The following is an 18,322-nucleotide window of genomic DNA, read 5'->3' as shown; positions in this document are numbered from 1 at the left end:
TCAATTGCTCAATGCAGCCGCAATGTCGGCACCGACGAACTGTGCGACTTCACGTGCCGCACGGTCTTCCGCATCGCGGATGGCGCGCTGTTTGGCAAATTCCTGCGTCGGGAAATCCACCAGCGCCACCATCGAGCGGTTGCCGGCCTTGATGACCTTGCCGTCGCTGATACGCTTGATGACATAGGAGGCAGTCACGGTCGTGCGGCCGGCCTGCGATGTATCGGACGAGGCAAGGTAGAGAACGCCGCCTGTGCCGGAGCTGACGTTCAGGCTGACCATGTATTGCGGGTTGGCAGGCTCGCCAGCGCCATGGCTGGCGATGAAGATCAGCTGGTTCCTGACCTCCTGGCCAACGCGGCGCTGGGCAGCATCGGCGGCAACGGCATCGGTGAAGCCGACGGTCGCCAATTTGGCCGTCGCACCCGTGCTTTCGGCGTAGAGAGGCCGAACCTGGCAGGAGGACAGCAGGGCCGGGACCGCAATGACGGTGACCGCGCAGGCGATCCTGGCGAGCTTGGACATGAAATCAGACGACAATGTTTACGATCCTCTGTGGAACGACGATGATCTTTTTCGGCGCCTGACCATTCAACGCGCTTTGCACCGCGCCCAAGGCAAGGGCGGCGGCCTCGACGGCACTTTGATCCGCATCGCGGGCGATTGTCAATTCGGCGCGCTTCTTGCCGTTGATCTGTACCGGCATCATCACCTCGTTTTCAACGACGAGAACGGCGTCGAAGTCGGGCCATGGCGACGTCGCCACCATGGTGGGGCATCCGATCGCGGCCGCGCACTCCTCCGACAGGTGCGGCGTGATGGGCGCGACGATGGCGATCAGGATCTCGACGGCATCGCGAACGGCGCTGCAGAAGGTTTCGTCGCCCTCTCCGGCCGCGACTTTTGCCAGCGGCGCTGCAAGGGCGTTGACGAATTCGTAGATACGCGCCACGGCCTTGTTGAAGGCGAGCTTGTCATAATCGGCACCGACAGCTTTCAGCGTTTTATGGGCTATCTGAGATACGGCCAGTCCATCGCCGGAATGAGCCGCCTTTGGCTCGACCGACTTCAGCCGGTCAGCGGCCTCCGACACCAGGCGCCAGACGCGCTGGGTAAAGCGATGGGCGCCCTCGACACCGGCTTCCGACCATATGACGTCGCGGTCCGGCGGCGAGTCCGAGAGCACGAAGAAACGCGCCGTGTCGGCTCCGTAGGAGGCGATGATATCATCGGGGTCGACGACGTTTTTCTTCGACTTGGACATCTTCTCGATAGCGCCGATCGTCACTTCTTCGCCGGAGGACAGCAACAGGGCACGCCGTTTGCCGTCGACCTCCTCGAAGCGCAGATCCACAGGTGGTACCCATTCGCGCGATGCCCCCTCGCCGCGGCTGTAGGTCTCGTGAACGACCATGCCTTGCGTAAACAGACCCTTGAAGGGTTCCTTGACATCGACATGCCCTGTCTTTTGCATGGCACGCGTGAAGAAGCGCGAATAGAGCAGGTGCAGGATCGCATGCTCGACGCCGCCGATATACTGATCGACCGGGAGCCAGTGGTTGGCGGCAGCCTTGTCGGTGGGGTCGTTTTCCCATGGTGCCGTGAAGCGTGTGAAATACCAGCTGGAATCGACGAAGGTGTCCATGGTGTCGGTTTCGCGCTGGGCATCCTTGCCGCAATGCGGACAGGCGACATGCCGCCAGGTGGGATGGCGATCCAGGGGGTTGCCTGGCAAATCGAAGGTAACGTCGTCCGGCAGCTTGACCGGCAAGTCTTGTTTCGGTACCGGAACGACACCGCAATCGTTGCAATGGATGACCGGGATGGGGCAGCCCCAGTAGCGTTGCCGTGAAATTCCCCAATCGCGCAGGCGGAAATTGACCTTGCGTTCAGCCTGAGGCGCATTGCCGATATTCGTTGTCAACAGGCGTGTAGCCACGACGTCGAAGGCTTCCGTCGTGGTCATGCCGTCGAGAAACTGAGAGTTGATCATGACGCCGTCGCCGTCATAGGCCACGTCCCCGACCGTGAAGCTCTTGGCGTCGCCATCTGCCGGCATGACGACCGGGATGACCGGCAAGTCGTACTTGCGCGCAAAATCGAGGTCCCGCTGGTCGCCCGAGGGGCAACCGAAGATGGCGCCAGTGCCATAGTCCATCAACACGAAATTGGCGATATAGACCGGCAGTTCCCAGCTCGGATCGAGCGGATGACGGACGCGGATACCGGTATCCATGCCCTTTTTCTCAGCCGTCTCGAGGGCTGCAACGGATGTGCCGGCGCGGCGGCACTCTTCGCAGAATGCTTCGACGGCGGCGTCCCGGCTTGCTGCTTCCTTCGCCAGTGGATGGTCGGCGGCGATTGCAAGGAACGAGGCGCCGTACAGAGTATCCGGGCGCGTCGTGTAGACGGCGATCTCGCGCTCTTCCGTTGGCACCGCGCCGGGCACTATCTCCCAGCGGATGGTCAAGCCCTCCGAGCGTCCGATCCAGTTTTTTTGCATCAGCCGGACCTTTTCCGGCCAGTGATCCAGCGTGTCGAGCGCATCCAGCAGGTCCTGGCTAAAGTCGGTGATCTTGAAGAACCATTGCGTCAGCTCGCGCTGTTCGACCAGCGCGCCCGAGCGCCAGCCGCGTCCGTCGATCACCTGCTCGTTGGCCAGCACGGTGTTATCGACCGGGTCCCAGTTGACCTTCGACTTCTTGCGGTAGACCAGCTCCTTTTCCATCATGTCGAGGAACAGCATCTGCTGGCGGTGATAGTATTCGACATCGCAGGTGGCGAATTCGCGGCTCCAGTCCAGCGACAGCCCCATGGCCTTCAGCTGCGCCTTCATCGAGGCGATGTTCTGGTAGGTCCACTCCTTCGGATGCACCTTGTTGTCGCGGGCAGCGTTTTCGGCCGGCATGCCGAAGGCGTCCCAGCCCATGGGATGCAGCACATTGTAACCACGCGCACGCTTGTAGCGGGCCACGACGTCGCCCATGGCGTAGTTGCGCACATGGCCCATGTGGATGCGGCCCGATGGATACGGGAACATCTCTAGGACGTAGTACTTTTCGCGCGGGTCGTTGTTGTCAGTGAGGAAGACGTTGGCGTCATTCCACTTTTGCTGCCAGCGGGGCTCGGAGTCGCGCGGATTATAACGTTCGGTAGCCATGTGACCTGTATTTCCGGATGTAATGGGGAGTTGGCGTGACCTTCATCATGAAACCAACCAAGCGTCAAGTTTGGTGGCCAACAGCATCGTCATCCGGCGTTCGAGATGGCCGAATTTCAAGGGGTTGCTCTTGGCAAGGGCGGGCGGGCTGTCTACTCAGGACGGGCAATTCTACTCCTATGTCGAGGTCGAGCGATGGAACTTCAAGAGCGATTGGACGATGTGCGCAACAGGATCGCAAAGGCCGAACAAAAGGCCGGCAGGCCTGAGGGTTCGGCGCAGCTGGTTGTGGTCTCCAAGACCTTCGATGCCGATGTCATCCGTCCTGTTATCGCCGCCGGTCAGCGGCTGTTCGGCGAAAACCGGGTGCAGGAAAGCCAGGGCAAGTGGCCGGCGATGAAGGCAGAGACACCCGACATCGAACTGCATCTGATCGGCCCGCTGCAATCGAACAAGGCGGCCGATGCCGTGGCGCTGTTCGACGTTATCGAGACCGTCGACCGCGAGAAGATTGCCCGTGCGCTGGCCGCCGAAATGAAGCAGCAGGGCAAGTCGACGCGTTTCTACGTGCAGGTCAACACCGGGCTTGAGCCGCAAAAGGCGGGGATCAGTCCTGACGACACCGGCGCCTTCGTGTCCCTCTGCCGCGACGAACTGGGGCTTACGGTCGAGGGGCTGATGTGCATTCCGCCGGCGGATGAAAATCCCGGTCCGCACTTCGCCCTCCTGGCAAAGCTCGCCGCAGCCTGCGGGGTCGAGAAGCTTTCTATGGGCATGTCCGGCGATTACGAGGTCGCCGTCGCCTTCGGTGCCACCAGTGTGCGGGTCGGTTCGGCAATTTTCGGGGCCCGTTAGGTCCGCGTCAAATTTTTCTGCAGGCGTTGATGAACAGCGGTTTGCAGCCTTGGCCGCGGATAGCGTATCGCAGCCTGCCCGCAAATTGTAATATGGCTGACAAGAATGAGGATCATGAGAGGGGCCGCGTTGCCAATCATGCTGCAGCGCACATGACTGGAACCGGAGACCTCCATGACCCTTCCCATCCTCGGCGCCGCCATGACGCTGGAAGAACTCGAAATCCACCGACACTGGCTCCTTGAAAAGCAGCGTGACCTCGAATTGCAGAGCTTTGTCGACGCTGAAGTGCTCGGCGGTGACTGGAAGCCGCTCGTCGATCGCACCAAGACGCTGCTGGATGGCCACACCGGCCGCGTCGGCATCCACGGGCCGTTCTGGGGCTTTACGATTGCCTCCAAAGACCCTGGCGTACGTGCCGTCGTTGCAGAGCGCATGCGACAGGCGCTCGATGTGTCGGCGGCGATCGGCGCAACCCACATGGTCGTCCACAGCCCGTACACGACCTGGAATTACAACAATCTCGACAATAATCCGGGGGCGCGCGAAAGCATTATTGAGTACACGCAGAAGACCATGGGCGATGCCGTCAAGCGGGCTGAGGATATCGGCCTCACCATGGTGATGGAGAACATCGAGGATATCGATCCTGAAATCCGCAATGTGCTGGTCGACAGCTTTGCCTCGCCGGCGGTCGCCGTGTCGATCGATACCGGCCATGCCCATTACGCCCACGGCTCGACGGGCGGTCCCCCGGTCGATTATTACGTTCATGCCGCCGGCAACCGCCTGCAGCATGTCCATCTTCAGGATGCCGATGGTTATGCCGACCGCCACTGGTCGCTCGGCGAAGGCACGATCCGCTGGCATTCCGTCTTTGCCGCCCTTGCCAAGCTTATCAGCAACCCGCGTCTGATCATCGAGATCAAGGACAAGTCGAAGATCCCGGCCTCGGCCGCCTATCTCGAATCGCTCGGTCTGGCCCAGTAAATCCGGCCTGCCCCGTTGCCTTGAAAAAGCCGGCCCGCCCCGAAAGCGGGGCGGCCGATTGCCCGCATTGTCAATACAGCCGACGACAGCGTGGTCCATGGTGACCATCCGCAATCTGATCGTTCGCGCCACTGATCCCAAAAGGAGACTTCCATGACCCTTCCCGTTCTCGGCGCCGCCCTCTCGTTGGACGACCTCGAAATCCACCGCGACTGGATGCTCGACAAACAGCGCGACCTCGAACTGCAAAATTTCGTCGACGCGAGGGTGCTCGGCGGCGACTGGATGCCGCTGGTCGAGCGCGCCAAGCGGCTGCTCGACGGCCACACCGGCCGGGTCGGCATCCACGGGCCGTTCTTCGGCTTCACCATCTCGTCACAAGACGAGGAGATCCGTGCTGTCGTCGCCAAACGGCTGAGCCAGGCGCTGGATGTGGCGACTGCACTCAGTGCGACCCATATGGTCATCCACAGCCCCTACACCGCCTGGCACCATAACAATTTCCCCCACTTTCCCGGCGAGCGGGAGCGGATGACCGAATATACACATCTGACGATAGCCGAGGCCGTCAGGCGGGCCGAAGACATCGGACTGACATTCGTCATCGAGAATTGCGACGACATCGATCCGCAGACCCGCGTCGCCCTTGCCGAAAGCTTCAATTCGCCAGCCGTCGCCGTGTCCATCGACACCGGCCATGCCGAGTGTGCGCATGGCAGCTACGGTGCACCGCCGGTCGACTATTTCATCCACGCGGCCGGCAACCAGCTGAAGCATGTGCATCTGCAGGACGTCGATGGGTATGCTGACCGCCATTGGGGTCTCGGTGAGGGCATCATCCGCTGGCATTCGGTGTTTGCGGCGCTCGCCAAGCTGACCAGCAACCCGCGCCTGATCATCGAGTTGCGCGATAAGACGAATATCCGCGCTTCTGCGACGCATCTCGAGCAACTCGGTCTCGCCCAGTAATAAGGCTCTGCCGCTGCGACCCAGGCGGAAAGGCCGCCGGTCGCAGCGTTGTTGCGAAACATGACGAGATGCCGAAACGGTGGCATGAAGCGTACCGTTTCGGCCCCTACCTCGCTTGAAAAGCGGGGTCTGCGGGTCTAAGAACCCGCAACCGATTGTCAAAGCAGAGGGCTTTTCATGACAGTGCGCAATCTCTTCCTGCTGCCGGGTGACGGCATCGGACCGGAAGCCATGGCCGAGGTCCGCAAGATCATTGCCTATCTCAACGAGGCCCACCAGGCCGGTTTCGTCACCGAGGAAGGCCTCGTCGGCGGCTGTGCCTACGATGCGCATGGCGTGGCGATCTCCGAAGGCGACATGGCCAAGGCGATGGCGGCCGATGCCGTGCTGTTCGGCGCGGTCGGCGGTCCGAAGTGGGACGACGTTCCCTATGAAGCCCGTCCCGAAGCCGGCCTGCTGCGGCTGCGCAAGGACCTGCAACTGTTCGCCAATCTGCGCCCGGCGATCTGCTATCCGGCACTCTCCTCCGCCTCGTCGCTGAAGCCGGAGCTGGTCGAAGGCCTCGACATCCTGATCATCCGTGAACTGACCGGTGGCGTCTATTTCGGCGAGCCCAAGGAGATCATCGATCTCGGCAACGGCCAGAAGCGCGGCATCGATACGCAGATCTACGATACCTACGAGATCGAGCGTATTGCCGGCGTTGCCTTCGAGATGGCCCGTACCCGCAACAATCGCGTCTGCTCGATGGAAAAGCGCAACGTCATGAAGTCCGGCGTGCTGTGGAACCAAGTGGTGACGGCGACCCACAAGGAAAAATATTCCGACGTCAAGCTCGAGCACATGCTTGCCGATGCCGGCGGCATGCAGCTGGTCCGGGCGCCGAAACAGTTCGATGTCATCGTCACCGACAACCTGTTCGGTGACATGCTGTCCGACGTGGCCGCCATGCTGACCGGCTCGCTCGGCATGCTGCCGTCCGCGTCGCTCGGTGCGCCCGATGGCAAGACCGGCAAGCGCAAGGCACTCTACGAGCCGGTCCACGGTTCGGCGCCCGATATCGCCGGCAAGGGCGTTGCCAACCCGATCGCCATGATCGCTTCCTTCGCCATGTGCATGCGCTACTCGTTTGCGATGATTTCCGAGGCCGATGCGCTTGAGAAATCGATCGCTAACGTGCTCGATCGCGGCATCCGTACCGGCGACATCGTCTCGGACGGCATGACCCCGGTCGGCACTGTCGAGATGGGCGATGCGATCCTTGCCGAGTTCAAGACGCTGAGTGCCTGATTTCACGTGAAACATTTTTGCCGCGTCCGCTAATTCCGGGCGCGGCGATCGTCTTGATCTGCCCTCCGGCATGCCTATGTCTGGTCGATGCAACACGACACCGAGAATGCCCCTTCCCTGCCTGACAAAACCCGTCGCGGAATGTGGCGTCTGTTGGCGACCCGCTATGCCGCTCGTCGCGCGCAGCACCGTTCCATCCCCTGGCTCGGCTACACGCTGAGCATCGTCAATATCGTCGCCCTTGCCTTCTTCGTGCTCGACGCGCCGCTCGGCAAGACGGCGCGGGACCTGCCGGCGGCACTGGTGGCCTTTGCCGGCGACATCACCAATGTCGGACAGATGTTGCGGATGCTCGGCGCCATCGTCGTCATTTTCGTTGTCGGCGTGCTTCTGGCGCGTCGGCTGGCGGACCTCCGCCGCCGCTATCGCGTCGCCTATTTCGCGCGGATGGCAGCCTATCTGCTGATCTCGGTGCTGTCGGCAAGCGCGGTCGTGCACGTGCTGAAGACCGCGATCGGCCGGGCCCGGCCGCTGATCTACGACCAGTATGGCATTCTCGGCTTCAAGCCTTTCGACGGTCACTTCCTGTTCCAAAGCTTCCCTTCCGCCCACTCCACCCAGATCGGTGCGTTCTGCGTCGCCCTGGCCCTTCTGTTTCCAAGGTTCAGGCTGGTCTTCGTCGGGGTTGCGCTGTGGATCGGGGCGACGCGGGTCATTCTCGGCGTGCACTATCCGAGCGACGTGGCGGCGGGGCTGGCCCTTGGCGCCTGGTTCGCCTTTGCGACGGCGGTGATGTTTTCTCGCTTCGGCCTGCTATTCGCGCTTTCGCCGAACGGCTTTCCGGTGCCGCGTGTGCGGCGCTTGATGCGGCGTCGGCCGCTTGCCGACGGATAGCGACCGACGCCACCGGCGCCGGCCGGATTGCGATCCGGTTCAATCCATCGTGTTGATATCGCGGTCCTTGGTTTCCGGCAGGAAGATCATGCCGATCACCAGCGTGATCCCGGCAAAGACGATCGGGTACCATAGGCCATAATAGATATCGCCCTTGGCAGCACTCATTGCGAAGGCCATGGCCGGCAGCAGGCCGCCGAACCAGCCGTTGCCGATGTGATAGGGCAGCGACATACCGGTGTAGCGGATGCGGGTCGGGAAAAGCTCGACCAGCAGGGCTGCGATCGGGCCGTAGACCATGGTGACATAGATCACCAGCACCGTCAGGACGAGGATAGTTCCGAGCCAGTTAACCGCTGCGGGGTCGGCGACCATGGCGAAGGCGCCTGCCTTGGCGATGGTGTAGACCGGCATCTCGGTCACGCCGGCGGCCTCCTCCTTGGTGAGCATCTTGTCAGCCACCAGCTTGTCCGCCGGCACGACCGTCTTGTCGCCCGCACGTACTGCTGCAGCATCGATACCGACTTCCGGGTTGGCGACGACGAAAGCGTCGAGCTTGCTGTCCGGCACCTTGGCGGGTCCTCGCACCAGCGGATAGCCGCCATTGTGCAGGGCGGTGTTGATGCCCTTCTCGAACGCCGCATTCAGGCCCTTGGCCTTGTCGCCGGCGGTGACGACGTCATAGCTCGGCACCGTCTGGCCGCCGATCGTCACGGTCGCCGGTGTGCCCGGAGGAGCTGCGACGACATCATAGGGCACCGAGTTCTTGGTGAGGAACGCCGTTGCCACGTCGCAGGAACTGGTGAACTTCGCCACGCCGGTCGGATTGAACTGGAAGCGGCAATCGGCCGGGTCGGCGGTTACTGTTGCCCGTACGGTCGACTGGGCTTGTGCCAGCGCCGGGTTTGCCGTCCAGGTCATCGCCTTGAACAGCGGGAAATAGGTCAGCATTGCCAGCAGCAGCCCGGCCATGATGATCGGCTTGCGGCCGATGCGATCGGAAAGCCAACCGAACAGCAGGAAGAAGCCCGTGCCGATGAACAGGGCGACAGCGACCATGATATTGGCAGCCTGGAACTCGACCTTGAGCACGTTCTGCAGGAAGAACAGCGCGTAGAACTGGCCGCAATACCAGACGACTGCCTGTCCCATGGTGGCGCCGAACAGCGCGATCAAGGCAATCCTGGCGTTTTTCCAGGTGCCGAAAGCCTCCGTCAACGGCGCCTTGGAGCCCTTCCCTTCGGCCTTCATCTTCTGGAAGGCCGGCGATTCGTTCATTTTGAGGCGGATCCAGACGGATACGCCGAGCAGCACGAAGGAGACCAGGAACGGCACGCGCCATCCCCAGGCGGCAAAGGCTTCCTTGCCGAGGAAGGCCTGGACGGACAGGATTACGATCAGCGACAGGAACAGGCCGAGCGTTGCGGTCGTCTGGATCCAGGCGGTGTAGAAGCCGCGACGTCCGGGCGGAGCATGTTCGGCAACATAGGTAGCAGCGCCGCCATATTCGCCGCCGAGCGCCAGGCCCTGCAGCAGGCGGAGCGCAATCAGGATGATCGGTGCCAGAATTCCGATCGAGGCCGCCCCGGGCAAGAGGCCGACCAGGAAGGTCGACAGGCCCATGATCAGGATGGTGATGAGGAAGGTATATTTGCGGCCGACGAGATCGCCGAGCCGGCCGAACACCAGCGCGCCGAAGGGGCGCACCAGGAAGCCGGCGGCAAAGGCCAGCAGTGCGAAGATGTTGCGGGTTGTTTCCGGATACTGGCCGAAGAAGCTCGCGCCGATATAGACGACAAGAGAGCCGTAGAGGTAGAAGTCGTACCATTCGAACACGGTGCCAAGCGACGAGGCGAAGATTACCTTCCGTTCCTCGGCAGTCATGGCGGCCGCCTTCGGCCGACCGGTCATTGCGACGTTAGCCATAAATTCTTTCCTCCCACGGAATGCTGAGTGTCATGCGCGCCTCCCGGATCCCGGGACGTCCTCCAACACGACGCGCATCTTTAGAGTGTGCCAGAAAAAACTCCGTAGTGAAACACGCCATTGCAGCCTGCCGTTGCCGCCTGTGTCGCCGATGTTACAGATCGTTGTCGCCATCTTTGGACAGATCGCCCTCGTCGCAATCGCGCCTCATGGAGTAGCGCAGGACTTTTGAGAGTTGCGGCCAGGTCATCTCGGGCAAGTTCTTGAGCCTTGGCGTCCACCAGTCGCGCCACTCTTCGAATATGTGCAGCAGGTCCTTGTCGGCAGCTGAAAGGCAGGCGGGGAGAACGGTGCAGGCGCTGCTGGGCAGGCCAAGCCTGTGGAGTTCGTTCAGTCGTCGAGGAGGACGGCTGACGTTCGCATCGGCCCGCTGCAAACGCGGTCCCGGTGGCATTTCCTGAGGCGGCAAAGGTGGACGACGCAGGGCGAGGCCCGATTGCAGAAATAGGATGCAGCACTGCGGCTGAGCAACTCGTGCCTGACGGCGCGTTGCTGAAGAAAGACGGCACGGTGGTCTATGGTGGGCGTCGACATGCAGATCTCCATGTTTTGGTGTTCCCGTATTCCCATCCGGCGTCTATCGCGCACACACCATCCCGTTCACGCGATCTGTTCGACCCGTGTTTTCAAATCTGATGGCCGGGGCACACCGTGTGCCTGATGATTTTTTAGTGAAGTGACACCAGATGTGCCCCGTTCGACAGTTTTTATCCGCAACTCCGGATCCTCTGTTTCCGACCCAGGTCCCTTTGAGGGGAAAAGCTGCCGGAGTTATGCCACACAGGCACGCCGAGCCTAGGGGCCCGAAGGGATCCACTTCTGCGGACCCTTGAAGACGTGCCTGCGTAGACGGCAACCCCTCCAAGACCCGGTCCCACCTCGCCGGCAACGCAGACCGGTGTATCCGATGGTGGAACGGGGTGATTATAGATCAGGCCGAAAGCACGGGGATGAAATTATGATGCCGGCATTGTTTCCAAACGGAAATCCCAACGGTTTATCCCCATGAGGTGCTGCGAGCAGGGCGATGGAGTAAAGCGAGAGGAGAGAGTGCGAGAGATAGAGAGAGTGTGTGTGCGTGTGAGGTCAGAAAGATCATAAAACCGGAAAGAGCCACCCCGACTCCCTCATTCCTGTGACGGGCACAGGAATGAGGGTGTGGTGGGCACCTCAGGCGAGATTGGATCTTAAAAAGACGTGGCCGCAATTGATCCTTCTTCACAGAGTTGGACACCTCGATAGATTTGAGTTTTCAATACCTTGCTCAGCGTGCATGCCGACCTCCCTCATTCGTGTGTTGTCAGAGGAAACAGGAAACCTGTCCTCTAAAACTGCCATCAGACGTGGCTGGACTGGAAGACTTTGCAGCCTAGAGTTTTTGGCGGCTGCCTTGAGGGTGGGATTGGGGTTCTACTGCTGGCATCGCTCGGTGGGTTTGTGGCCGCCGTGGTAGGGGATGGCGTGGCCGGATGAGAGAAGTGTGTCGGCCGGGTTGCGCCCGTTGGCGGTGGTGACGTCGGCGAGGATGCGGCCGAAATACTTGTCGCCGGAAATTCGCATCAGTTGGATCTCGCCTGTGGCCGGCAATATTTCCTCCAGCGCTGCCTGCGCCTGCTCAGCCTCCTCGCGCACCGAAGCGCATGTCGAATGCAGTTCCGGCGCATCGATGCCGCGCAGCCTGACATAGACCTCGATCGTCTGCTGCGGCCAGGGCGATGCATCCACCAGAATGGTGTCGCCATCGATGACCTGGAGGATCTCGGCGGTGACGGGACCGGCAATTGTCTCATGCACCGTGTTGGCCGTCGCGCCAGAGGGCAGCGAGAGGATGAGACAGACCAACAGAGTCAAATAGGATCGAGCCATGATTGAGGAATTATTTCCTGAATCATCGGGAAGTCAATAGGAATATTTACCGACTAGAAGTCGATGGCCCGGCCATTGATCTCCCAATCGCCGAACCGGGAGGGCTCGGCGCCGCCGCGACCGCCGATTTCGGGCGGAAGTTCGGTCTGCGCTTGCAGCCGTCGACGTTCTTCTGCTTCGGCGAGGGCGCGCTTGGCTGCCGGAGAGAGCGGCTTGCGCGGTGTAGCGCCTTCGTCGGAAGTCTCGACGGTTTCGCTGTTGTCGTTATCGGCTGCCTGCATGAGGCTCTCCAGCAAATATTGAATTGGGCGGGCGCATAGCCAGATTATAGGGCGTCGCTGCCGGAATGAAAAGCGCGACGCGGGTCAATTGGCGGAGACGACGATGAACATGATGCGAACGGCGATGCTTCTGGCCTTCATGACGGCGCTGTTCATGGGCGTCGGCTTTCTGATCGGCGGTCGGTCGGGCATGATGGTCGCCTTCGTCGTTGCGGCCGGCATGAATTTCTTTTCCTACTGGAATTCAGGCAACATGGTGCTGTCGACCTATAATGCCCAGGCTGTCGACGAGCGCAGCGCGCCGGAGTTTTTCGGCATGATCCGCGATCTCGCCGCCAATGCCGGCCTGCCCATGCCGCGCGTCTATCTCTACGACAGCCCGCAGCCGAATGCCTTCGCCACCGGCCGCAATCCCGAGAATGCCGCCGTCGCCGCCTCTACCGGCCTGCTGAACGCGCTCACGCCGCAAGAAGTGGCCGGCGTCATGGCGCATGAACTGGCGCACGTCCAGAACCGCGATACGCTGACCATGACGATAACAGCGACGCTCGCCGGCGCCATCTCGATGCTCGGCAATTTCGCTTTCTTTTTCGGCGGCCGGCGCGACAGCAACAGCCCGCTCGGTGGGATCGGTGCCCTTGTCGCCATGATCGTCGCGCCGCTGGCGGCCATGCTGGTGCAAATGGCAATCAGCCGGACGCGCGAATATGCCGCAGACCGGCGCGGCGCGGAGATCTGCGGCAATCCCCTGTGGCTTGCCTCGGCGCTTGGCAAGATCGCCGGCGCTGCGGCCCATGTTCCCAACGAGGATGCCGAGCGTCACCCGGCAACGGCACATATGTTCATCATCAACCCGCTCTCCGGGCGGCCGATGGACAATCTGTTTTCCACCCATCCGAACACCGAAAGCCGCATTGCCGCGCTGCAGGCGATGTCTATGGATATGCCCTCCAATGGCAATCCACTGCATGGGCACGGCTCGACGCAGCCGGTCCGGCCTGCTAATGCGGTGCGCAAATCGCGCTCGGTGCCGGATACGGGGTCCAGTCGCGGTGGTCCACAACCACCCAAAGGACCCTGGTCTTGACGTCAGACGACAGTAAATCCGCTGGCCGCCGGCCCGCCCGCCCGCAAGCCAACACCAATGAAGGCGAACGTCGTACTCGCCGGCCTGCCGATAGCGGTCCGGTGAAACCGGGTCTTGCAGCACGGGCTGCAGCCTCGAAGATTCTCGCTGCCGTCGTCGATCGCAAGACGCCGCTCGACGGCATGCTCGATGGCGACCACGGTAATCCGGCCTATCGCGTGCTTGAGGATAACGACCGTGCCCTGGTGCGCGCCATCCTGAACTCCGCTCTTCGCCACCTGCCGCGCATCGAGGCCGCCATCGCGTCGCTGATCGACACGCCGCTGCCGGAGGGGGCCCGCGCCCTGCATCACGTGCTGGTCGTCGCTGCCGCGCAGATGCTCTATCTCGATATTCCCGATCATTCCGCCGTCGACCTCGCGGTCGAGCAGGCGAACCAGGACCCGCGCAATCGCCGCTTTGCCAAGCTGGTCAATGCCGTGCTCAGGCGCATGGGGCGCGAGAAAGACGATATTCTCGCCCGCACGGCATCGATACCGGCCATGCCCGCCTGGTTTCTGTCGCGGCTGGAGCAGGCCTACGGCCGCGCTGAGGCGCTGGCGATTTCGGACACGCAGTTGCAGCCGGCTGCGATCGACCTGACGGTCAAATCCGACCCGGAGGGATGGGCCGAGCGGCTGAACGGCATGGTTCTTCCGACCGGCAGCGTCCGGCTCGCCGCTTTCGACGGGACTATTCCGGGTCTTGAAGGCTTTGCCGATGGCGAATGGTGGGTTCAGGACGCGGCAGCGAGCATTCCGGCAAAGCTGTTCGGCTCGCTTGCCGGCAAGCGCGTCGTCGATCTCTGCGCCGCACCGGGTGGCAAGACGGCGCAGCTGGTCATGGCTGGCGGCAAGGTCACGGCGCTCGACCAGTCGGAGAGCCGGCTGCGGCGCCTGTCGGCAAACCTTGCCCGCCTCGGCCTCGAAGCGGAAACGCTGGTCGCCGACATGGCGAAATTTGCGCCCGACGATCTTTTCGATGCGGCACTTCTCGACGCGCCGTGTTCCTCGACCGGCACGACGCGCCGTCATCCGGACGTGCTGTGGACCAAGGGCCGGGACGATATCGCCAAACTGGCAGCGCTTCAGGAGCGCCTGCTGCGCCATGCGCTGACCCTGGTGAAACCCGGTGGCACGGTGGTGTTTTCCAACTGCTCGCTCGATCCGTCCGAAGGCGAGGACATTATCGCCCGCATTCTCGCCGACAGCCCGGATGTCGAGCGCATCGCCATCCGCCCTGAGGATTGGCCCGGTCTTGAGACAGCCATTTCACCTGACGGCGATTTCCGCACGACACCGGCTATGCTGGCCCTGCCCGAAGGCTTTCTGCCGGGACTGGATGGATTTTTCGCCAGCGTTCTTCGCCGCCGCGGCTAATGGCCATGCGGGTTTTGCGCCCTATCTGCGTCAATCTGGATCATTACCCGGATAGCAAGGGCGTCTGCTAACGCTCTCTTAACGCTGGAGACGGACAATCGTTATCTATAATTTAGAGGTTTTGGCGGGCGCTTTGTGAATTTGTACGCGCGGGAGGCATGGCGGCGAATATCGCGTCGCGCAGCGTTGACACGCCTGCGCCTCACCCGGCACACCGTGCGTGTGCCGGAACGGCTGATCGTCGCGCCGACCGATTTGCGCAGCATCGATGCCTTTGTGGCGGAAGAAATGATCGACGGCCGGATTCCGCTGGCCGGACGCGTGCTGGAAACCAACGGTCGCTCGCCGTTCTCGCAGGAATTGCCGTCCGAAACCTTTGCCGCCCGGCTGCACTGTTTCAGCTGGCTGCGCCATATGCGCGCCGACAAGAGCGGCCAGGGCAGCACGCTGGCCCGCGCAATGGTCAACGAGTGGATAGGCCTTCACGGCCGCAAGACCGACGGTCTTGCCTGGGATCCGGATATCGCCGCCCAGCGGCTGATTGCCTGGCTGTCCCACTCTCCGGTGGTGCTACAGGGCACCGACAGCAGCTTCTACCGCAGGTTCATGCGTTCGCTCACCCACCACGTCCGCTATCTCCGCCATGTGGCAGCGACTGCGGCCGATGGCGAGGTGCGCTTCCGCGTCCGCATTGCGCTTGCCATGTCGTCCGTGGCGATGCCGGCACGGACTGCGACCATCAAGCGGGCCGGCCAGGCGCTGGACCGGGAGATCGAGCGACAGATCCTCGCCGACGGCTCCCACATCTCGCGCAATCCGCGCGCGGCGCTGGAACTGCTGCTGGACCTCCTGCCGCTGCGCCAGACCTACATCAATCTCGGCCATGATGCCCCCGCACGGCTGATCGCCGGCATCGACCGCATGTATCCGGCGCTGCGCTTCTTCCGCCACCAGGACGGCGATCTCGCCCTGTTCAACGGCGCCACCTCGACCTTTGCCAACGAGCTGATGTCGGTGCTGCGCTACGACGAGACTTCGGGCCAGACGTTCAAGGCGCTTCCTCACGCCCATTACCAGCGGCTGTCCGCCGGCCAGACGCTGGTCATCATGGATACCGGCGGCCCTCTCTCGGTCGACCTGTCGCGGACTGCCCATGCCGGCTGCCTGTCGTTCGAGATGTCGTCGGGGCGGCACCGGATCATCATCAATGCAGGCTCGCCGAAATTTGCCGGGTCCCGATATGTCCAGATGGCGCGCGCGACTGCAGCGCATTCGACCGTGACGCTGGACGACACATCGTCGCTGACGTTTTCCCGCTCGAAGGTGCTCGGCCCCGTCATGACCGGCGGCGTCAGCGAAGTCTCGGTCGAGCGCCTCGACACCGGCGATGGCCGCGATAGCGTCAAGGCGGCCCATGACGGCTATCTTGCTGCATTCGGGCTGATGCACGAGCGTGAAGTGGCGCTGAACCATGCCGGCACCATCATCACCGGGCACGATCGTTTCTTTGCGCCGGACACGAAAAAGGCATCCAGGAAGAAAGCTGGCGCCGAGCACCACGCTTCGGCCCGCTTCCATATCCACCCGTCGATCACCATCGGCCAGACGCAGCCGGATCAGGTGACCCTGACGGCACCGGACGGCGAAAGCTGGACATTCTCCTCGCCCGGCAACGAAGTGCTGATCGGAGAGGACGTCTTTTTCGCCGATTCCTCCGGCGTACGCGCCTCGGAACTGCTTGAGATCGCGTTTTCGCTCGCGGAAAAAACCGAGATCCGCTGGTTTTTATCCCGCCGCTGAGACGGCGACGGTTTAATCGTCCGGCCGCCTGTGCTAACGCGACGCCATCATCCCGAGCGTCCCAGCCGGACGCGTTGCGAAGACAGAACCGGAGAACGTCATGGCCGTTGTTTCCAAGAAAATTCCAGCTCCCGACAAGGTGAAGGTCAAGACCGCACTGCTGTCGGTCTCCGACAAGGCGGGCATCGTCGAGCTGGCCCAGGCGCTGCACGACAAGGGCGTCCGCCTGCTGTCGACAGGCGGCACTCACAAGGCGATCGCCAATGCTGGGATTGCCGTCATCGACGTCTCCGAAATCACCGAGTTCCCGGAAATCATGGATGGCCGTGTCAAGACGCTGCATCCACGCGTGCATGGCGGGCTGCTGGCCATCCGCGATGATGCCGAGCACCAGGCGGCGATGAAGGAGCACGGCATCGAGGCGATCGACCTCGTGATCGTCAACCTCTATCCATTCGAGGAGGTCCGCGCTGCCGGCGGCGATTATCCGACGACCGTGGAGAACATCGATATCGGCGGCCCAGCCATGATCCGCGCATCGGCCAAGAACCACGCCTATGTCACCATCGTCACCGACCCGGCCGACTATCCGGCATTGCTCGAACAGCTTGCCACCGACGCCGGGCATACCCATTATGCCTTCCGCCAGCAGATGGCCGCCAAGGCCTACGCCCGCACCGCTGCCTACGACACGATGATTGCCAACTGGTTCGCTGACGCCCTCGACATCACCACGCCGCACCACCGGACGATCGGCGGCGTGCTGCGCGAGGAAATGCGCTACGGCGAGAACCCCCACCAGACGGCCGGCTTCTACGTCACCGGCGACAATCGCCCCGGTGTTGCGACCGCGACGCTGTTGCAGGGCAAGCAACTCTCCTACAACAATATCAACGATACCGATGCCGCCTACGAGCTTGTGGCGGAATTCCCGCCGGAACAAGGACCTGCCTGCGCCATCATCAAGCATGCCAATCCTTGCGGCGTAGCCACCGGGCCGACGCTGGCCGAAGCCTATCGCCGGGCGCTCGCCTGCGACAGCACATCGGCGTTCGGCGGCATCATCGCGCTCAACGGCCTGCTCGATGCCGAGACGGCGCATGAGATTGTCAAACTGTTTACCGAAGTGATCATCGCCCCCGCAGTCAGCGACGAGGCGAGGGCAATCATCGCCGCCAAGCCGAACCTGCGTCTGCTGTCGGTCGGCGCCCTGCCCGATCCCCGCGCCCGTGGCATCACCGCCAAGACCGTCTCGGGCGGGCTGCTGGTGCAGAGCCGCGACAACGTCATGGTCGACGATCTCGAACTGAAGGTGGTGACCAAGCGGGCGCCGACGGCGCAGGAACTCGAAGACATGCGCTTTGCCTTTCGGGTCGCCAAGCACGTCAAGTCGAATGCCGTCGTCTATGCCAAGAACGGCCAGACTGCCGGCATCGGTGCCGGCCAGATGAGCCGCGTCGATTCGGCCCGCATCGCCGGCATCAAGGCCGAGGACGCGGCAAGGGCACTGGGTCTCGCGGAGCCGATGACCCGTGGCTCAGCCGTCGCCTCCGAAGCGTTTCTGCCGTTCGCAGACGGCCTGCTGTCGGCAATCTCCGCTGGCGCCACCGCCGTCATCCAGCCGGGCGGCTCTATGCGGGACGCCGAGGTCATCGCCGCTGCCGACGCCCACAATGTCGCGATGGTGTTCACCGGCGTCCGCCACTTCCGCCACTGAACGATATCC

At 62.4% G+C, this 18,322-nt stretch carries 15 protein-coding genes; 9 read left to right on the top strand and 6 right to left on the bottom strand.

Features of this window, described 5'->3' with window-relative positions; all coding sequences use genetic code 11:
* A complete protein-coding gene (locus PR018_RS15575; protein ID WP_142828733.1) occupies positions 1-540 on the bottom strand; it encodes an LPS assembly lipoprotein LptE in 540 nt (179 codons plus the stop codon).
* Positions 530-3,160, bottom strand: a complete 2,631-nt coding sequence (gene leuS, locus PR018_RS15570) for a leucine--tRNA ligase (RefSeq protein ID WP_142828735.1) — start codon at positions 3,158-3,160, stop codon at positions 530-532. Before leuS ends, PR018_RS15575 begins: the two co-directional genes overlap by 11 nt.
* 195 nt (positions 3,161-3,355) lie before the next feature.
* Here leuS and PR018_RS15565 point away from each other — a divergent pair, with 195 nt between their 5' ends.
* From PR018_RS15565 to PR018_RS15545, 5 genes are all read left to right on the top strand, one after another.
* Positions 3,356-4,015: a YggS family pyridoxal phosphate-dependent enzyme gene (locus PR018_RS15565; RefSeq protein WP_142828737.1), complete on the top strand. Its 660-nt coding sequence runs from the start codon at positions 3,356-3,358 to the stop codon at positions 4,013-4,015.
* Between the two features lie 174 nt (positions 4,016-4,189).
* Positions 4,190-5,005, top strand: coding sequence for a sugar phosphate isomerase/epimerase family protein (locus PR018_RS15560; RefSeq protein ID WP_142828739.1), 816 nt, complete (start codon positions 4,190-4,192; stop codon positions 5,003-5,005).
* A gap of 153 nt (positions 5,006-5,158) precedes the next feature.
* Positions 5,159-5,974, top strand: a complete 816-nt coding sequence (locus PR018_RS15555; protein WP_142828741.1) for a sugar phosphate isomerase/epimerase family protein — start codon at positions 5,159-5,161, stop codon at positions 5,972-5,974.
* A gap of 177 nt (positions 5,975-6,151) precedes the next feature.
* Complete coding sequence (gene leuB / locus PR018_RS15550; RefSeq protein ID WP_142828743.1) at positions 6,152-7,264, top strand: 3-isopropylmalate dehydrogenase; 1,113 nt, start codon at positions 6,152-6,154, stop codon at positions 7,262-7,264.
* Between the two features lie 153 nt (positions 7,265-7,417).
* Positions 7,418-8,158 carry a phosphatase PAP2 family protein gene (locus tag PR018_RS15545; protein WP_224153323.1) on the top strand — a complete coding sequence of 247 codons (741 nt, stop codon included), beginning with the start codon at positions 7,418-7,420 and terminating at the stop codon, positions 8,156-8,158.
* A gap of 39 nt (positions 8,159-8,197) precedes the next feature.
* Here PR018_RS15545 and PR018_RS15540 read toward each other — a convergent pair whose 3' ends face one another.
* The 4 genes from PR018_RS15540 to PR018_RS15525 form a co-directional block, all read right to left on the bottom strand.
* Positions 8,198-10,084, bottom strand: a complete 1,887-nt coding sequence (locus PR018_RS15540) for an MFS transporter (protein WP_142828745.1) — start codon at positions 10,082-10,084, stop codon at positions 8,198-8,200.
* A 154-nt stretch (positions 10,085-10,238) separates the two neighbouring features.
* Complete coding sequence (locus PR018_RS15535) at positions 10,239-10,520, bottom strand: hypothetical protein (protein WP_142828747.1); 282 nt, start codon at positions 10,518-10,520, stop codon at positions 10,239-10,241.
* A 1,034-nt stretch (positions 10,521-11,554) separates the two neighbouring features.
* Positions 11,555-12,010 (bottom strand): thermonuclease family protein, encoded by a 456-nt coding sequence (locus PR018_RS15530; RefSeq protein WP_142824498.1) that lies wholly within the window; start codon positions 12,008-12,010, stop codon positions 11,555-11,557.
* A 53-nt stretch (positions 12,011-12,063) separates the two neighbouring features.
* Entirely contained in the window at positions 12,064-12,291 is a 228-nt protein-coding gene (locus tag PR018_RS15525) for a DUF1674 domain-containing protein (RefSeq protein ID WP_142824499.1), read from the bottom strand.
* A 103-nt stretch (positions 12,292-12,394) separates the two neighbouring features.
* On the opposite strand from PR018_RS15525, the gene htpX reads away from it, so the two are divergent.
* From htpX to purH, 4 genes are all read left to right on the top strand, one after another.
* Positions 12,395-13,378 (top strand): zinc metalloprotease HtpX, encoded by a 984-nt coding sequence (gene htpX, locus PR018_RS15520; protein WP_142824500.1) that lies wholly within the window; start codon positions 12,395-12,397, stop codon positions 13,376-13,378.
* Complete coding sequence (locus PR018_RS15515) at positions 13,369-14,796, top strand: RsmB/NOP family class I SAM-dependent RNA methyltransferase (RefSeq protein WP_425064158.1); 1,428 nt, start codon at positions 13,369-13,371, stop codon at positions 14,794-14,796. The genes htpX and PR018_RS15515 overlap by 10 nt, the downstream gene beginning before the upstream one ends.
* A gap of 141 nt (positions 14,797-14,937) precedes the next feature.
* On the top strand, positions 14,938-16,596 hold the full coding sequence (locus PR018_RS15510; RefSeq protein ID WP_162854753.1) for a heparinase II/III family protein: 1,659 nt from the start codon (positions 14,938-14,940) through the stop codon (positions 16,594-16,596).
* A gap of 100 nt (positions 16,597-16,696) precedes the next feature.
* On the top strand, positions 16,697-18,313 hold the full coding sequence (gene purH, locus PR018_RS15505; protein ID WP_142824502.1) for a bifunctional phosphoribosylaminoimidazolecarboxamide formyltransferase/IMP cyclohydrolase: 1,617 nt from the start codon (positions 16,697-16,699) through the stop codon (positions 18,311-18,313).
* The last annotated feature ends 9 nt before the right edge of the window (positions 18,314-18,322 follow it).

Origin of the sequence: Rhizobium rhododendri, assembly GCF_007000325.2 — a bacterium.
In the GTDB taxonomy this organism is placed as follows: Bacteria; Pseudomonadota; Alphaproteobacteria; order Rhizobiales; family Rhizobiaceae; genus Rhizobium; species Rhizobium rhododendri.
The sequence above is the reverse complement of the archived record's forward strand: the minus strand, read 5'-3'. Positions and strand labels throughout refer to the sequence as shown.

What these genes read in the sequence shown, in the direction of transcription:
- PR018_RS15565 (WP_142828737.1), top strand. Translation starts at nt 3,356, where the DNA reads ATGGAACTTCAAGAGCGATTGGACGATGTGCGCAACAGGATCGCAAAG.
- leuS (WP_142828735.1), bottom strand. Translation starts at nt 3,160, where the DNA reads ATGGCTACCGAACGTTATAATCCGCGCGACTCCGAGCCCCGCTGGCAG.
- PR018_RS15555 (WP_142828741.1), top strand. Translation starts at nt 5,159, where the DNA reads ATGACCCTTCCCGTTCTCGGCGCCGCCCTCTCGTTGGACGACCTCGAA.
- leuB (WP_142828743.1), top strand. Translation starts at nt 6,152, where the DNA reads ATGACAGTGCGCAATCTCTTCCTGCTGCCGGGTGACGGCATCGGACCG.
- PR018_RS15530 (WP_142824498.1), bottom strand. Translation starts at nt 12,010, where the DNA reads ATGGCTCGATCCTATTTGACTCTGTTGGTCTGTCTCATCCTCTCGCTG.
- PR018_RS15540 (WP_142828745.1), bottom strand. Translation starts at nt 10,084, where the DNA reads ATGGCTAACGTCGCAATGACCGGTCGGCCGAAGGCGGCCGCCATGACT.
- PR018_RS15525 (WP_142824499.1), bottom strand. Translation starts at nt 12,291, where the DNA reads ATGCAGGCAGCCGATAACGACAACAGCGAAACCGTCGAGACTTCCGAC.
- purH (WP_142824502.1), top strand. Translation starts at nt 16,697, where the DNA reads ATGGCCGTTGTTTCCAAGAAAATTCCAGCTCCCGACAAGGTGAAGGTC.
- htpX (WP_142824500.1), top strand. Translation starts at nt 12,395, where the DNA reads ATGAACATGATGCGAACGGCGATGCTTCTGGCCTTCATGACGGCGCTG.
- PR018_RS15560 (WP_142828739.1), top strand. Translation starts at nt 4,190, where the DNA reads ATGACCCTTCCCATCCTCGGCGCCGCCATGACGCTGGAAGAACTCGAA.